The sequence below is a fragment of the Clostridium estertheticum genome (assembly GCF_018861295.1).
Classification (GTDB): domain Bacteria; phylum Bacillota; class Clostridia; order Clostridiales; family Clostridiaceae; genus Clostridium_AD; species Clostridium_AD estertheticum_D.
On sequence record NZ_JAHLDM010000024.1, the window covers coordinates 1 to 16,113 of the forward strand.

Annotated in this window: 22 protein-coding genes and 1 pseudogene; 7 read left to right on the forward strand and 16 right to left on the reverse strand. The window is 27.7% G+C overall.

All coding sequences use genetic code 11. The features are described 5' to 3' along the window. Nucleotides 1-74: 74 nt before the first annotated feature. The 5 genes from KPL54_RS19315 to KPL54_RS19335 all read right to left on the reverse strand — a co-directional run bounded on the left by KPL54_RS19315 (nucleotide 75) and on the right by KPL54_RS19335 (nucleotide 3,010). Nucleotides 75-326 (reverse strand): hypothetical protein, encoded by a 252-nt coding sequence (locus KPL54_RS19315; protein WP_216108151.1) that lies wholly within the window; start codon nucleotides 324-326, stop codon nucleotides 75-77. Nucleotides 327-610: 284 nt separating this feature from the next. Further along, the gene (locus KPL54_RS19320) at nucleotides 611-1,096 is read right to left on the reverse strand and encodes a GNAT family N-acetyltransferase (protein ID WP_216108153.1); all 486 of its coding nucleotides are present in this window, start codon (nucleotides 1,094-1,096) and stop codon (nucleotides 611-613) included. Nucleotides 1,097-1,201: 105 nt separating this feature from the next. Beyond that, nucleotides 1,202-1,771 (reverse strand): flavodoxin family protein, encoded by a 570-nt coding sequence (locus tag KPL54_RS19325; protein WP_216108155.1) that lies wholly within the window; start codon nucleotides 1,769-1,771, stop codon nucleotides 1,202-1,204. Nucleotides 1,772-1,961: 190 nt separating this feature from the next. Further along, complete coding sequence (locus KPL54_RS19330; protein ID WP_216108156.1) at nucleotides 1,962-2,657, reverse strand: aspartate/glutamate racemase family protein; 696 nt, start codon at nucleotides 2,655-2,657, stop codon at nucleotides 1,962-1,964. Nucleotides 2,658-2,809: 152 nt separating this feature from the next. Then, nucleotides 2,810-3,010, reverse strand: a complete 201-nt coding sequence (locus KPL54_RS19335; protein WP_216108266.1) for a hypothetical protein — start codon at nucleotides 3,008-3,010, stop codon at nucleotides 2,810-2,812. On the opposite strand from KPL54_RS19335, the gene KPL54_RS26850 reads away from it, so the two are divergent. After that, nucleotides 2,931-3,113 carry an aspartate/glutamate racemase family protein gene (locus KPL54_RS26850; RefSeq protein WP_375373004.1) on the forward strand — a complete coding sequence of 61 codons (183 nt, stop codon included), beginning with the start codon at nucleotides 2,931-2,933 and terminating at the stop codon, nucleotides 3,111-3,113. The two genes, KPL54_RS19335 and KPL54_RS26850, sit on opposite strands and share 80 nt — an antisense overlap. Beyond that, nucleotides 3,110-3,274 (forward strand): aspartate/glutamate racemase family protein, encoded by a 165-nt coding sequence (locus tag KPL54_RS19345; protein WP_216108159.1) that lies wholly within the window; start codon nucleotides 3,110-3,112, stop codon nucleotides 3,272-3,274. Before KPL54_RS26850 ends, KPL54_RS19345 begins: the two co-directional genes overlap by 4 nt. Nucleotides 3,275-3,315: 41 nt before the next feature. Here the strand turns inward: KPL54_RS19345 and KPL54_RS19350 are convergent, their stop codons facing one another. The 4 genes and pseudogenes from KPL54_RS19350 to KPL54_RS19365 form a co-directional block, all read right to left on the reverse strand. Continuing rightward, entirely contained in the window at nucleotides 3,316-3,510 is a 195-nt protein-coding gene (locus tag KPL54_RS19350; RefSeq protein WP_216108161.1) for a hypothetical protein, read from the reverse strand. A 680-nt stretch (nucleotides 3,511-4,190) separates the two neighbouring features. Next, nucleotides 4,191-4,618: pseudogene (locus KPL54_RS19355) on the reverse strand (M24 family metallopeptidase); the annotation flags it as partial. Nucleotides 4,619-4,942: 324 nt separating this feature from the next. Next, nucleotides 4,943-5,347, reverse strand: a complete 405-nt coding sequence (locus KPL54_RS19360) for a VOC family protein (RefSeq protein ID WP_216108163.1) — start codon at nucleotides 5,345-5,347, stop codon at nucleotides 4,943-4,945. Nucleotides 5,348-5,399: 52 nt separating this feature from the next. After that, nucleotides 5,400-5,792: a hypothetical protein gene (locus KPL54_RS19365; protein ID WP_216108164.1), complete on the reverse strand. Its 393-nt coding sequence runs from the start codon at nucleotides 5,790-5,792 to the stop codon at nucleotides 5,400-5,402. Nucleotides 5,793-6,066: 274 nt separating this feature from the next. On the opposite strand from KPL54_RS19365, the gene KPL54_RS19370 reads away from it, so the two are divergent. Beyond that, on the forward strand, nucleotides 6,067-6,291 hold the full coding sequence (locus KPL54_RS19370) for a helix-turn-helix transcriptional regulator (RefSeq protein WP_071612342.1): 225 nt from the start codon (nucleotides 6,067-6,069) through the stop codon (nucleotides 6,289-6,291). Continuing rightward, on the forward strand, nucleotides 6,291-6,914 hold the full coding sequence (locus tag KPL54_RS19375; RefSeq protein ID WP_216108165.1) for a hypothetical protein: 624 nt from the start codon (nucleotides 6,291-6,293) through the stop codon (nucleotides 6,912-6,914). Before KPL54_RS19370 ends, KPL54_RS19375 begins: the two co-directional genes overlap by 1 nt. 117 nt (nucleotides 6,915-7,031) lie before the next feature. Here the strand turns inward: KPL54_RS19375 and KPL54_RS19380 are convergent, their stop codons facing one another. The 5 genes from KPL54_RS19380 to KPL54_RS19400 all read right to left on the reverse strand — a co-directional run bounded on the left by KPL54_RS19380 (nucleotide 7,032) and on the right by KPL54_RS19400 (nucleotide 9,810). Beyond that, a complete protein-coding gene (locus KPL54_RS19380) occupies nucleotides 7,032-7,376 on the reverse strand; it encodes a DUF6054 family protein (protein ID WP_216108167.1) in 345 nt (114 codons plus the stop codon). Between the two features lie 68 nt (nucleotides 7,377-7,444). Next, a complete protein-coding gene (locus KPL54_RS19385; RefSeq protein WP_216108168.1) occupies nucleotides 7,445-7,783 on the reverse strand; it encodes a hypothetical protein in 339 nt (112 codons plus the stop codon). Between the two features lie 612 nt (nucleotides 7,784-8,395). Next, nucleotides 8,396-8,668, reverse strand: a complete 273-nt coding sequence (locus KPL54_RS19390) for a hypothetical protein (protein WP_216108170.1) — start codon at nucleotides 8,666-8,668, stop codon at nucleotides 8,396-8,398. Between the two features lie 104 nt (nucleotides 8,669-8,772). Then, nucleotides 8,773-9,486, reverse strand: a complete 714-nt coding sequence (locus tag KPL54_RS19395; RefSeq protein ID WP_216108172.1) for a site-2 protease family protein — start codon at nucleotides 9,484-9,486, stop codon at nucleotides 8,773-8,775. Nucleotides 9,487-9,522: 36 nt separating this feature from the next. Beyond that, the gene (locus tag KPL54_RS19400) at nucleotides 9,523-9,810 is read right to left on the reverse strand and encodes a hypothetical protein (RefSeq protein WP_216108174.1); all 288 of its coding nucleotides are present in this window, start codon (nucleotides 9,808-9,810) and stop codon (nucleotides 9,523-9,525) included. 789 nt (nucleotides 9,811-10,599) lie between these two features. On the opposite strand from KPL54_RS19400, the gene KPL54_RS19405 reads away from it, so the two are divergent. From KPL54_RS19405 to KPL54_RS19415, 3 genes are all read left to right on the forward strand, one after another. Next, complete coding sequence (locus tag KPL54_RS19405; RefSeq protein ID WP_216108175.1) at nucleotides 10,600-11,517, forward strand: GH25 family lysozyme; 918 nt, start codon at nucleotides 10,600-10,602, stop codon at nucleotides 11,515-11,517. Nucleotides 11,518-11,692: 175 nt separating this feature from the next. Further along, a complete protein-coding gene (locus KPL54_RS19410) occupies nucleotides 11,693-12,238 on the forward strand; it encodes a glutathione peroxidase (protein ID WP_216108176.1) in 546 nt (181 codons plus the stop codon). A 239-nt stretch (nucleotides 12,239-12,477) separates the two neighbouring features. Then, complete coding sequence (locus KPL54_RS19415; RefSeq protein WP_216108178.1) at nucleotides 12,478-12,864, forward strand: thioesterase family protein; 387 nt, start codon at nucleotides 12,478-12,480, stop codon at nucleotides 12,862-12,864. 43 nt (nucleotides 12,865-12,907) lie between these two features. Here KPL54_RS19415 and KPL54_RS19420 read toward each other — a convergent pair whose 3' ends face one another. Then, nucleotides 12,908-13,204 carry an HRDC domain-containing protein gene (locus KPL54_RS19420; protein ID WP_216108179.1) on the reverse strand — a complete coding sequence of 99 codons (297 nt, stop codon included), beginning with the start codon at nucleotides 13,202-13,204 and terminating at the stop codon, nucleotides 12,908-12,910. Nucleotides 13,205-13,228: 24 nt separating this feature from the next. Beyond that, entirely contained in the window at nucleotides 13,229-15,958 is a 2,730-nt protein-coding gene (locus tag KPL54_RS19425) for an AAA domain-containing protein (RefSeq protein ID WP_216108180.1), read from the reverse strand. Nucleotides 15,959-16,113 lie beyond the last annotated feature (155 nt).

Consider the following 16,113-nt stretch of genomic DNA (forward strand, 5'->3'; position numbering starts at 1 on the left):
TTATCCACCTCTATTCTTATATTTAATTATACATAGAAAAACCCTATAGCGTAGGTTTTTTTAAATCGTCTACTCTATAGGGTACATTTTAAACCACCTTTATTGGTAACTTTTTTATCATATGCATTTCCTTGGATCTTAGCAGAATTTAAATAGTTTATAACGTCTTTTAGCATTTTAGTATGGTCAGAGTTATTAAAATCAAAAGTATAAGTTTTAGCAGTCATTCCACCAGCGCTTGCTAATTCAATTTTTGCAGATTTTATATTTTTAAATTTAAGCGCTTTTATAGTATTTGTAAGTGATATACCCTTAGAACATCCCATTACAAATACTATACACAATATTAAAGCAATAGTTATAAATCTAAAAAATTTGTTTATACTATCTCACCATCCTTCCAAGTATTTACTTTATATACGAATTCACAGTACTATACCATTGTGACGCGGTAAATGAAGATATCGAACCAACTTAACTACCTGTTATGCTTATTATATTCATGTCATAACAATTATTATAGAATAGCCCCAGTGGCAATGTTGAGGGTTACTCAAGTCCCACCGACCTGTCCACTTGTCAAGGTTGCATCGGTAAATGCATAAACTTACTATAAAAAATATACATAATCTATGTGTTCACCAGCAAAATCTGCGATACTTTGATTCTTCCTTTTTTTATGTATTGTGAATCCAACACTCTCATACATTCGTTGAGCAGGGATTAGGTCATCATTCGTGGTTACAATGATTTTTCTCACATCATTTTGGGTGATTCTATTGACCGCTTCTTGAAGCTGTATTTTGCCATAACCGTTGCCTTTATGTTTTGAAGCAATGCAATTATGCCCAATCTCTGCATACTCAGGCATATTTCTCGGATCCCATGAAACAAATCCGATGACTTCATCGTTTACTGTTGTGATAAACCCATATTTATCTGCAATTTGTAAATTGTCAAAGAAAAAGTTGTCAAAAACTTGCCAATCAGAATTACAACTTTGTTCATATCTACAATCAAATGAATACGCATCTGCCAATAATTCGAAAAGTATTCCTCGATTAAAGTCGCTCACTTTTTTAAATTTAATACTCATGTACTAATAACTCCCATTTTTTACTTAATATAAAAAATCTGTAGTTCGACTTAAAATACTATAGTTCATTAACTTAATTTAAGATTTAGTGTTTTTTTAAAAACATTAACTATTAATTTTTTTTATTACCCATGCCATATTTTGACCTAGATTTTTCATATTTTCCATACCTTCCTTATCCTTTAAAACATCACCAACTTCTTTCCCATAAACCATATTCCAATAAGTAGAACCTACCAGTAAAACCTCTTTGTTTAATAAAAAATGATTTAAAGTATCTACAGCAGTCATCCCACCACCACGCCGAAGTGCCACAACAGAGGCACAAACTTTATATTTAAGGAGTTTAGGATTAGTTGAAATAATAACTCCTGAACGTTCAACAAAAGCTTTCATCTTAGATGATATATCTGCCGAGTAAACTGGTGAACCGAGTATAATTCCATCTGACTCAACCATTTTATGAAAACATTCATTAAAATCATCATCTCTAATAATACATTCTCTATTCCCTTTACAAGCAAAACAGCCCTTACAACTTTTAATTTCTTTATCAAATAGTTGTATCAATTCTGTTTCTATCTCTTGCTTTTCCAATTCATTAAACACTGTTTGAATTAATATTGCAGTATTCCCATTTTCACGGGCACTACCATTTATTCCAATCACCTTCATAAATATCATCCTTTCTATCACTGAATATAGTATCAATAGTATTTACTTCTCATTTTTGTGTGATAATATATAGAATATTTGCTTAATTATATTATTCTATATATTAACTACAATCATTAAAAATATTATTTCAAAAGTGTTATGTCGTGAAAGTTTAATATTGGATACTAACATCATAACAATTTGTAGACTATTTATCTAAAGCAAATTCAACCGCAGAAGTAGCATGTATTCTTGTTGTATCAAAAACTGGTATATTAACATCTTCTTGCTTTATCAATAAAGGTATTTCTGTACACCCTAGCACTACTCCCTCAGCACCCTTTAATGCTAAATTATTTATAATATTTATATATTTGTCCTTTGAAACTTCAGTTATTATACCCTTACATAATTCATTATAAATAATTTCATGAATGATTTCTCTCTCATTTTCATCTGGAATAATTACATCAATATTACATTTTTCCTTTAAGACTTGTTTATAAAAATCTTGTTCCATAGTAAATTTAGTTCCAAGTAATCCTACCTTTTTCATTCCCTTTCCAATTATTTTTTCACCAGTTACTTCGGCTATATGTAAAACTTTTATTCCAACTTTATTCTCTATATCACTTGCCATTTTATGCATTGTATTAGTACATATTATAATAAAATCGGCACCACCATTTTTAAGCTTTTCAGCAGCATTAACCATAATATTAGTTAATTCATCCCATTTATTTTCATGCTGTAATACTTCTATTTCTTCAAAATCTACTGAATATATTAAGCATTGTGCCGAATGAAGTCCTCCTAATTTTAATTTGACAGTTTCATTTATAATTCTGTAATATTCAAGTGATGATTCCCAACTCATTCCACCTATTAACCCAATTGTTTTCAAATTACTCCTCCCCTTTACATTTTCAAATCATTACTATACGATTTTTTATAAGCTTATCATAAAATATATATTTAATTATACCATAATTGCCATAAATTAAATATGTTTACAATTCTTTAAAAATTAGAAATAGCCCCCATCTGAATGTATACTTAATATATATAATTATTGTTTAAAGTCCATTCTAATAAATTCTTTGCCATTTGGTATGCTATGCTTATTCGTTGATTATTATTTAGAGTATATGTTGTAGGATTATTACAATCTGACATAATGTATAACCCTTTTTTGCTTTCATTTTTGCAAAGCTTGTTAAATTCATTAAAAAATGAAGGAGCAGATTTTGTAATCATAGCTGCAAATTCTCCTCACTCTGTATTTCATCAAGTAAATCAACATGTAGATATTCCAATGATAAGTATTATTGATACTACAGTACAAAAGCGATTGAATTGAATTTACAAAAGGTACTATTAACTGGCATAAAATATACTATGCAAAGTTCTTTTTATCAAGACGGATTTAAGAAAAATGGTATTGAAGTTATCGTATCAAGTGAAGAACATCAAAATGAAATAAATTCAATTATTTTTAATGCACAGTTCACCCCACCTTAAAATAAGTTTAGTCCGTAGTTAATGAAAAATGTGCAAATTTCTTAATTTAATTTTTTTGCTTTAATTATAAATGAAGTAGGCATGTACTTAGCCATATAAAGAGAATAATATTTTTCCGAATATTCCACCTCCAAATTTGTGTACTTTTCTGAAATATCTCCCTCAATGAGTTTTTCAATATTTAAACCTGAAGATATTAAATCATTAATAAAAGTGCTTAATCTAATTCTATTCAAAGTAACTGGTTGTCCCCTAAATGTTTTATCTGGCTGAACCCCATCATCAAAGTATGACCTTTCCACAATTATATTAGTATCTTTACTTCCTAAACATTGATAAATCGGATGCTCCCAACTAAATATCAGTATCCCACCTTCCTTTAAATAAGAAAATATATTTTTTAAAGTTTGTTTTAAATCTATTTTCTTATCGATTTGCGTATATCTTTAGTAATCCTCATTTAATATTTCTAAATATAAATAAAAAGTTTTTCCAGGTACTCCAATACTATTAAGCATATCATAAGATTTAATTAAAGCTTTAACCATGCTTCTTTCTTTTCATTATTGTCTATAGTAATGTTTAAAAAAGGTTCAAAGCAACACACAAAAATCTCACCGAAATTGCCATGGGAAATTCTAATCAATGCGTTTGACACAAACCCGTTTTTTTCAGCTAATGAAAGTTCTAAAGTCTCTCTTAATCTTATGACTTGAGGTACAAGTCAAGGCTTTTATGCCAATTGGTTTAAATTTAAATAAAAGCTATACAATTTAAGATTAATATCTTAATTTCATAGCTTTTTGCATTATAAATGAAAGTTATATTTTACATAATTCATGAATTGGACTTTTGAGATAATCTTTATTTACAACAAAACATTAAAAAAATTTTATACTATTTTAAAGAATCATTGTTATTTTGATATTATTTCCATTCCGTCTTCGGTTACAAGAATTGTATGCTCCCATTGTGCTGAAAGTGATCCATCGGCAGTAAATGCTGTCCATCCATTATCCTCATCTATAAATATTTCATGGCTTCCACCATTTATCATTGGTTCAATCGTAAATACCATTCCCGGCGCCAAAATCATATCTGTTCCTTTAGTTCCAAAATGAAAAACAAATGGATCCTCATGAATATCTAGTCCAACCCCATGCCCTCCAAAATCCCTAACTACTGAGTATCCATTACTTTCTGCATATCCTTGCACCGCTGAGCTTATGTCACCTAAAAAGCCCCAAGGTTCCACTACTTCTATTCCTTTGTTATTTCTACTATCTTTCTAGCTTCATCACTTACTTGTCCAATCATAAACATTCTTGATGCATCTGAATAATATCATTTAACTAAAAACAACATCCAATTAATCTATTATTTAATAATTCCGCCATGAAAAAAACACTTAATGCACTTGTTCCAGGAAAGTCATTTTAAACCACCCCTAAATAAGTTTACTGATAAGACAACCATGTTACTACCAATTAAGCATAACATTTTCAACTGTAGTTATATTGTCATTAACAATATTTATTCTTCAATCTATCTCGCTGCCATGAGTTCCTTTGATAAATCTATGCATGATTAGCGGATTAATAATACAATTCATCAGTTATTTATTTTACAAATTCAAATAATAAAAACTCCCTATACCAATTTAGATTTTTATATCTGTGTATCCCTTATTTCAATTTCAGTACCTTCAGGTGCTTTAATTTTAAATAAATATCCGCCCTCAACTTTATATATTTCTTCTCCATTTTTAATCTTAAAATTGGTATAGCCTAGTTTTTTTATCCTATCAAACTCTTCTTGAACATTATCCACTAAAAAACACATATGAACTATTCCTTGGTCTAATGAACTCCACTTCTTTAATTTATCGCCATTTTTACCCGTCTGTAATTCAATCATAAATGTTCCCAGTCTTAACCATGTATTAAAAGCTCTTTTATGGAAATCTTCTGTTTCTGTAACTAATTTAAATTCTAAAACCTTAGTGTAAAATTGAAATGATTCCTCATATTTTTCTGTTTGAATACAGACATGGTGCATCATTTTTATGCTCATAAAATCCTCCTCAAATAATGAAATATTAATATAAGTAACCTAGTCGCTAAAATTATTGTTTTTTTTCATATTTCACAACAAATTTACTAGTAGGTAAATAATAAAGCTTATATCTGCTTTTTTCTATAGGCTTAAATTTCCAAGGATTATATTGATATTCTTTATCATCTAAAATAAATGAGTTAGGCCATCCAGTCATATACGTTTTTTGTACTGTCCCCTCGTATACTAACAACTTTTCATTCAAAGCATACTTTATATCCTTAATTTTAGGTAACGTAATATTATAAAAAAGTGAACCGCCTAGCGGTACTAATATAATTATCAATACTAGATAAATCTTTTTTCTCCCCTTTCGAAATAATTTTAAAACTGTTCCTATCTTATAAATATAAAAAATTCCAACAATCATTTCTATAAATAAAGTTTCATAAAAATAGTTCATTACCACACCCCCTTTTGATTTTAAAAATACATAAGAAATTTTATTATGTATTTTTATGAATTTTAAGCTAATCATACCATAATTATCATAAATTACTTTTAATAATTTCATAAATAACTAATAGTCCAACAATTAAAGTTCTTGTTCTCATCGCAAATTTAATAGGCTAAGACCTTTAATTGATAACTATATATACTATTATAATAATTATAATCAACTTTTTGTTGACTATATACAACATTGATACTATAATAAATTTATATGGAGGCGTATTATGGTAAAAAGAAAAAAGTTATTTAATACAAAGATAAAAGTTCTTAGAGCTGAAAGAAATTTAACACAAGAAGACTTGGCTATAGATTTAGGCGTAAATAGAAGTACTATTTTAGAAATAGAACGGGGAACTTTTAATCCCTCTCTAAAACTGACTTTTTCTATAGCAAACTACTTTAATAAAAGCATTAATGAAGTTTTTGAGATTGTTGAGGAGGATAAATAATGAATAATTTAGGGAATATATTTTTGTCTGCACATGTTGTGTTTGCCACTTTTATAATAGCTTGTTTTTTTATGACATTGACTGTAGACGATGATGAATTACATCAATACGCAATGAATAAAGCAATCAGAGTTTCCGTTATAATAACAATATTGACTTTAATGGGATATTCTCTTTATAAACTAGTTTCCGGTAGTGGTGTTATTAGTATTAATGTGATTTTCTTTGGTATAGAGGGTTTGAGCCTTTTAACATTATTACTATATTATCTTGAATTAAAGGGATTTAGCGTTTCTTTCAAAAAAAATAAAAAAATCGGAGAATTTTTAACTACACTATCAATAATTATAAGTGTATTAACTACAATTAGTTTATTATTTGAGTTCAAATTATTTGCTAACCCTACAGGAATTATTAGATCTGATGTGTTAATATTATTAATAAATTTTCTTATTCTACCATTAGCCATACCTTTTTTTCCTAATAGGAATAAAATACTTAGTCGAGATGATTATAAAAAAGAGCAGAAAGAGATAAAGAAAATGTCTAATGTTCTCACAGTAATATATGTAATATTCATGTTATTAGGAATTATATATATTATTTATAGACGTTTTAATTAGTCCATTAGAATAGTTAAATAATATTAATATATTAACCCACACATTAATTAAATGGTTGCTTGTTACAATATAGGTTACAGTTACAACTCATGCTTAAGAAAGTTGCAAATGAATAACTCAATAAGAGTTATTCATTCCTTCTACACTTCTTTCTACTACCGCCACCATGTCATCTTCAGCACCGAGACTGAAGTTAAAAATAATACCTTTTCCTCCACCAGCACCGATTGCAGAAATAAAAATATTACTCCCTTTACCTACTACAGTAAGGCTTAAACTTGCTCTATTGCCGTTCCTCATAAAATATTTATCATACACCCTAACCGCTATATTGGTGTCTCCATAAGTTTGGTTGCTTTCATCCACTAAATTCATAGTTATGCCACTGCTGGCAATATCGTTTTCCAACTGATGAATTACTTCCTCAAATTGACCACTAATAGTCTTTTCATACTTTGCCATGCTACATCCTCCCTAATATTAGTTCGTTTTTTTATACGATTGTGTTATAAAATATCTATTACTCTACATCAAGCTCCACCACCGCACCTAAGAATAAGGTATCTATCACCCCCTAAATACAAATAAACAGATTTCCCATACCCAATGGATTTTATTCCATTACTGTAAATTGCTTTAAATGTAATTCTATCAATAATTGTTGACACCTCATATTTTGGCTTATTATTATCTGTTAAAGCCATAATCTCTCTATTATTATCATACCGGTATCCATTAATAGTCACCCTATTAGGATAAGCAAATACATTCCATGTGCCATATATTGCGCGATTTGAGAATGATATAGGCAGGATAGCAACGCAGAATATTAACATTGCTTTTTTTATTATGTTTCGTGATTTGTTCATTTATCTCCTCCCTGACACAATGACAATTAGTGCATATAAATTACAATTTTCAATAACATTATATAATGAATGAATATTGATTGGCAAAGTTTTTTTCTTGGAGTTATTACAGTATCTCTAGTTAGCATTAATATATATATTAAGAAGATTTATGATTTACTTAAAAAGAAATGGATTGGACTCATTTGTACTGATTTAAGCTTAACAGAAGAACAGATTATTGCTCTTTATGTATCTAAGTTTTCTTTAAAATATGTAAATCTTATTTGGACCTTGGAAAAGAATTTCAAGGTCTTTCCTATGATTCTATGATTGCACATACCACAATTGTGATGACTAGATATATTAAAAGAAGTTTTACAGGATATAACTTAGTCGAGATGCCTATAAAAAAGAACAGAAAGAGATAAAGAAAATGTCTAATGTTTTCACAGCACTATATGTAATATTCATGTTATTAGTAATTATATATATTATTTATAAACGTCTTAATTAGTTTATTAGAATACTTAAATAATATTAATATACTATAAATATATTAACCCCCACATCATTTAGATTGGTGGGTTGTAAAAACATATGTTGCTAAGCCAGTTCTTTTTACTTTCATACCTAAGTCCTGCTAATACTTTCTAAACTTAATCGTTTTTTTGTATAGCCTTCAAATTCCATATAAATTTTATCTAAAGGATGGTTGCTTAGCTTTCTCATATTGCTAGTTATTCTTATTCCTCCTATCCTATCTATAGGTAACAGTTTATATAAAATAATCCGATACATCAACTTATCTACCTTTATTTTTATATTTATATTTATATTTTTCAAAGATTTTATTTCCTTATAGTTATCTACAAACCAATTAATAAACGTATTAACTTGAACCAATTGCTTCTCATTATGTATTAGTTTATCTTCAATAATAGGAAATATACAACCTAATAACTCTAAATTATACTGTTTATTTATTAAAATTTCATCAATATAGCTATCTATCTTTTTTTGCAAAAATCATTAAATTTATAATTTGTCACTAAATCTTCAATAAAAAAAAGTACACTAGCTTCAGGATTTTGATTTAATTTAATGACCCTATGTATATCACAATTGGGTAGTATGCATGAAATTATGAAATCTATATTTAGTATTAATAAAATAACTCCTATATCTATAGTTAATTTAAAAAACAAAAACGATACTCCTATTAATATTAATACTATGTTAAATAAAACCCCGCCACTTAATATTAATTTTAAGTTTACAACGAACTTTTGAAAATCTTGTTCACAGGTTATGGAATTATTTACATCTATAATTACTGCTCCACCTGTAACTAACCTAGTAATCTTAAATCTGAACTTTAATTTACTATTATCATTTATTATTATAAATGGACCTACAATAAATAATCTAAAATTATATTTACATAACTTTAAAACTATTAAGTGACCAATCTCGTGAAAAAACACAGAAAAAGAATACACCACAATAATTTTAAATAAAATCTCTGAAAAAATTATGTTTTCATGATTTTGGTAGCTTATCATTATATCAAGAAGTTCTTTGGCACCCCACATTGTAAAAGTAAATAAAACAACTATAACAAATATATTAATTATACTTTTAAATGTTCTATTTTTAGCTATTTCACATTTATAATTTATATGAATATCCGCCTCACAACTGATATAATCGTAACAAAACAATGCATCATGTTATCAACCTATATCATATGTTATTTTTTAATGTCTTGGTAATATTGTAAATACTATTCCGTAGTAACCACCAGCTAAAATTCCAAACTCGAAATCATCAGGAGTAATATAATTACCGATAAGTAGGAATAAAACAAGTGATATAATAAAAACAAATATACGTATCAAATTTTCTTTACCACTTTTCTTAATGAATTTCTGAATTGGTGTAAATATATTAAATTTATCATTAACAATATATAGAATAATTTGAACAGGAAAAAAAAACATTAAAAATGTTACTAAAAATTTAAGCATTGAGCTAACAAGTTCCATATTTTCATCTCCTTTTATTATCATTTTAGAATCATGTAAAGTCTGTTTTAAACAACTAATCACTTTATTTATATAATTAAGTTTGTAATTCCAGTTCCCTTACATAGCCAAATTTCAGAGGCTAGTAACATAAAAACTATATCTTTTGTTGGCATTATTTCATGTCACCAAACTATGTATTTTATATTATCATATATAAACTTATATGATAATCAAAATGACGTTAAACGTAAGTCTTATTGCACAAACGGAATATCTTTGTAGATATACAGAAGTCTATGTAGATTAAAATATATCTATATTTAATTTATGGAAATAATGGTATGATTATATATGTTTTAAAACGGGTTTGTAGAATTATATGGGTAGGAGGAAGATAATGAATGAATATTGATTGGCAAAGTTTTTTTCTTGGAGTTATTACAGTATCTCTAGTTAGCATTAATATATATATTACGAAGATTTATGATTTACTTAAAAAGAAATAATTCCTACTTTTTGAATATTTCGTCGTAAGTAACCCCCTATCTAATGATGATATGGGGTTACTTACTTTAATTGTGTTAATTTCACTTTGAGGCTATTAAATATTATTCAAGCATTTTCCTTTGAAATAAAGCATTAAGTATATTTACAATTCTTTAGATACATTATTTATTAATAACATCTCTTATATGGTACATTTTCTGGCAATTTTCATAATGTATATAAGCAAAAGATTATAGAACGAAAAACATTAATGGGGGACTATAAATAATCAGATATAATTAAAATTGGAGATGATGTTTTATGAAAGGAATAGATATATCTAGTTATCAACTAAATGTAGATTTTGAGAAGGTAAAAAACAGTGGAATAGAAATAGTTTATATTAAGGCCACTGAAGGAATCACTTATACCAATCCGCTTTTAAAGTCTCAATATGCTGGAGCAAAAGCGGCAGGACTTAAAATTGGTTTTTATCATTATCTAAGAGCAAACGATCCAATATTAGAAGCAAAATTTTTCTTAAGTGTTATAAAAGGGCTTTCCTCCGATTGTAAACACGCTATAGATGTGGAAGTATCATTAGGTCAAACAATAACTAAGACAAGCTCTAATATAATGCAGTTCGCGAATTATCTAATATCAACTAACAATGAAGTATGCATTTATACAGGAGATTATTTTTACGCAAATAATTTAAATAGCTCAGTTAAAAATATACCTTTATGGGTGGCACATTATGGAGTAGCAAAACCAGATGCAGCTAATTATATAGGGTTTCAATATTCAGAATCTGGAAGAATAGACGGAATAAATGGATCTGTTGATTTAGATGAATTTAGTACTAGTATATTTGTTAGTTCAATTCCACCAATAACCCCTGTAATAATTATAAATATAGTTGTAAAGGCTTTTCAACATGCTGTCAACTTAGTAGGATTAAAAGATAAAAACGGGGACAAGCTTATTGAAGATGGTATCAAAGGTACACATACCAATGAGGTTATAGCTAAGATATTTTTCACTAATGGATCGCATAATGAACTTACAAGGTGGATACAGCAGCGACTTATTGCATTAGCCTTTAGTTGTGGAAAAACTGGAGCTGATTCATATTTTGGTGTAAATACGCTAGTGGCTGTGAAGAAATTTCAAACTATAAGAGCTTTAAAACCTGATGGAATTGTGGGACCATTAACCATAAATCAATTATTAAAATAACAAAATACTCCAATAGATATCAATGTTTAAGACTGATACTTGACATTATGTAACTAAAATGATATCTTTAAATAGAAAATAGATTTCATTCAATTTAATTTTATGTAATTGAATGAAATCAACTGAAATAGCAACCATATTAATTAGATAAGTATATAAAGGAGGATTTTATATTATGACAATTTATGACTTTAAGTTTAAAACTATTGATGGTGAGGATGAAACCCTTAATCAATTTAAAGGCAAGGTATTATTAATTGTAAATACTGCAAGTAAATGTGGTTTTACCCCACAATACAAAGATTTACAAAAACTCTATGAGAAACATAATGCTGAAGGCTTTGAAATACTTGGTTTTCCATCTAATGAATTTGCTAAGCAAGAACCTGCAAATAATCAAGAGGTAAAACAGTTTTGTGAAATAAATTTCGGAGTAACTTTCCCACTATCAGAAAAGGTTCAGGTTAGAGGTAATAACATCCATCCTTTATTTAAATATTTAACTAACCAATTAGCATTTGAAGGATTTGACATGAACGATCCAAGCGGCAAAATGATCTCTTCAGTTCTAAAAGAAAATTTTCCTGAATATTTATTAGATGATTCAATCAAATGGAATTTTACTAAATTCTTAATAGATAGACAAGGAAATGTTGTAGGAAGATTTGAATCTCCTATTGAACCAATGAGTATTGAAACACAAATTCAAAATTTACTTTAAATAAAATGAAAGATTAAGAGTGACAGTTGGATGCTGGCATGAAAGGGATCCACTATATTGTTGATTTCTTTCTTTGCTTCGTCTATTTATCACATGGCTCAATTTATATGTTTTAAGAAAATTTTACCGTATTGGTTTAAAACTACTTCGCTACTTTTTCGTTCATGAAAGATATGTTATAATAATTTATTGATTTTTATATAAAAACTTAATAATACAAAAGAAAGGATGATTATCAAATGGACTTTAATACTCTTTTTAAGGTAGGAAAAACATTAGTTAATGAATATATAGTGAAATCAGAAGATACAGCAGACTTTATTGGAAATAAAGGTGTCATTACACTATCTACACCTAGCATGATTAGATTTATAGAAGATACAGCTAATCATATAGTAGTGGATAACATGCCTCAGAATTATAGATCCGTTGGGACCAAAATTAATGTTGAACATATAAATCCAACTTCTATTAACACGAAAGTTACCGTAAAAGCGACATTGGTAGCTATTGAAGGCAGAAAGCTTAGTTATACTGTAGAAGTCTTCAATGAAAAATGTAAAATAGGCTTTGGAATATATGAACAACATATAATTAACTTAGGAAATTTTTTAAATAAACATTAAGAATGAGTTGAAACAGTTACCGTATATAATTAATCCTGCTCATTCAACTCGCTGCATTCTTTATAATTCCCAATATTTCTTCCCCATATTTTTCAACTTTCTTATCTCCGAACCCTTTAACCATATGTAATTCACTCTTTGATTTGGGATTAGCTTTAATAAGTGTTTCCATCTCAGCATTACTAAAAACCATATATGGTTTTATTCCCTCATCCCTTGATGTTTTTAATCTATACGCTTTTAAAATATTATAAACATCTATAGCTTCAACTACTGCCTCAGGTGTTACTTCTTCCTTAATAATGTCCTTTTCTTTAAATTGTATTTCCTTAACTATCATTTTTACGGTGTCTTCAGTTTTACCTCAAAATTTGATTTTTAACACCTCAGAAAGCTTGTTACTTAATTTTAACTCTTCGCCACTTTCATTTGTACTTATCCTCAAAATAGGTATATTATATTTGTTTAGTATCTCATCCTTCATCCTATCGCGTTCTAATTGTACTTTATTATTAGCATGAAACGCATACCCATCTACTTCGACCACTAGCACTGGCATTTTATCTAACTTATTAAAGATAATAAAATCTGTATGAGATAAAATATTTTTAACAAATTTGTGTTCTATCTCTGTTAGCTTAGATGTATCCTTAATTAGCATTTTAAGTGGTTGATGTAATACTACATCAAGGAATTTAAACTTATCCTGACATAATACTTTTTCAATTACCATATTCATTAGATTTTCTGATGCAAATTCAGAAACTTTCTTGTTCCTATTTAATATTTCTAATAACTTTTTAGAATAATTGCTATAAAGCAAATCAAATACTGAAGATATATTGCTATTAATAATTTCAAAATTATTATATTGTATATATTTAATTAAATCACCTATATTAGTATTATCACTTGCTATATCACTATCAGAAACTATAAGAATCAATTTATTCTCTGCCCTTGATACTGCAACATTTATAAGATTAGGATCATCTATAAAATTATTTATCTGATTTGCAACAGTAGTCAAAATGATAGTATCTTTTTCTCTACCTTGATATTTATGTACTGTATCTACTTCAATATTATCAGTTTTAATTAGCTTTTTTAGTTCATCTACTTGCAATCTATATGGTGAAATAACACCAATATCTTTAGAAGATTTCTCTAAATTTAATTTTGGAATTACTTCCTCAAGTATTACATCTATTTGTCTTTGATTAAAATTTCCTCTTGCATGATTCCCCTTAGATGTTTTATATACTACAAGTGGCTTATCCCCAATACTTTCATTCGTTAATATAATTAATTCATTGTTATAAAATTTCTTGTTACAGAATCCTATTATTTTAGGATGACATCTATAGTGTTCTCGAAGCAAAGTCTTTGGAACATCACTATATAATTTTGTTATTGAAGATAATAAACTATTTTCAGCATAATTGAAGGCTAAATTCAAGTTATATTGTTTAAAAATTATATCGCTTTTATTTTCAACTTCATCTGTCACAACATTAGGTAATTGTTTTAAATCTCCAACAATAACAACATTTTTTGCACAAGACAAAGCTAGTGCACCAGTTACTATATCAACCTGAGAAGCTTCATCAACAATAACGTAATCAAACAAATAGTTTTCACTTACACAGCTTCTTAGAGAATGTGTAGTACTAAGTATTACTGGATATTCCTTTAGAAAACCCTCAATGTTTTTCCATAAAATATCTTTTGTAAATATAGTTCTATTACCTTTTGATGTAAACTTTTTATCCAAATTAGATTTAAGAACCTGCATAGAGTCTTCACTGTATTGACGCATTAGATCTTCAAAATTATTCTTTTCTAGTTTATTTGCTAATAAATCGATAGTTCTACTTAGTTCACTCGATTTTAATTCATAATAGACTTTTTTTAAATAATCCACTATAGCTTCGCTAGAGTTTTTATAAAATTTAAAGCTTATGATACCATACCGAATTATGTTTATAATTTTATGTCTTAATTTAAATGATCCATACTTTCCTAAAATGATTTCATACTTTGCGAGTATCGACATTACATCATTTGAATCTAGCTTGTACATAGATCTATAAGGTTGTATACTATATTTATTTTCATCATAATATTTGTTAAAGTACTCTACCTCAAGGTCTAACTCAGAAAACTCTTCTTTTAATGTAGCTAATTTGTTTTGTTCATGGAGCATATCATCCAGTTTTTGCTTGGACGTCATTAAACTACTTTTCAATATTTCTAACTTCTCATTTTCTATTTCCCATTTTTTCATATCAGGATATGAATCCTTTTGAGTTTCAAAAAATTCATCTTTATTCTCTTTGTTTCCTAAATATGCTGATATAAAACCTACACCGTATTTTTGGAGTTTTTCTAATACATTGGCTGTAGCTGAATTGTTATTAGAAACAACTGCAACAGTTTCATTATTAATAATAGCATTCGCAATAATATTTAATATTGTTTGAGTTTTACCAGTCCCAGGAGGGCCCTCAATAACACTTATTTGATTACCTAAAGCCTTTTCAGTCGCACTTTTTTGACTAAGATTAAATCCAAACGGAAATATTATTTCTTTGGTTATTTTTCTTTTTTTAAGAGCTTGTACTTTTAAATAGGATGATAAAACACTTCTAGGACTAATAATTTTTATTTTGTTATACTGCTTGCTCAAAAAACTACTTTCATCCTCTAATGTAATACTAACATTTGCTGCTAGTTTCTTTAAATACTCAAAATAATTATTTGAAATTTTATTATTAAGACTAGTTTCTTCCATTAATATATCCGATATATTAAAAAGCTTTTTGTATCCAGATTTAAAGCATACTCTAATGTGCTCTTCAAACTTGAATATTTTAACAACACCTGATATAGGTCCATTGTTTTCATATATTATTGTAGTTTCTGCATTAATCTCAATAGGATTTCTAAACCACTTAACATTATTACTGCTATATGTATATGTTTTATTATTATCAAATGTAACTAAACACTTACCATTATTATTTACACAAGTAATAACCTTCTCTGTCTTATCCTCACCTTTTATAAGGATGAGGTTTTCTTCAATATTCAATATTATTGTTCTCCTCTTTGTCTTTTTCGTATTTTCAGGCTGTATAGAATTAAAATATTAATCCTATTATTTTAAACACTTGTTAGATACATCCACATTAGGTAACCTTATTATAACATAATCGTGAATTCAGCTATACTCTTCCTTAGATTTTA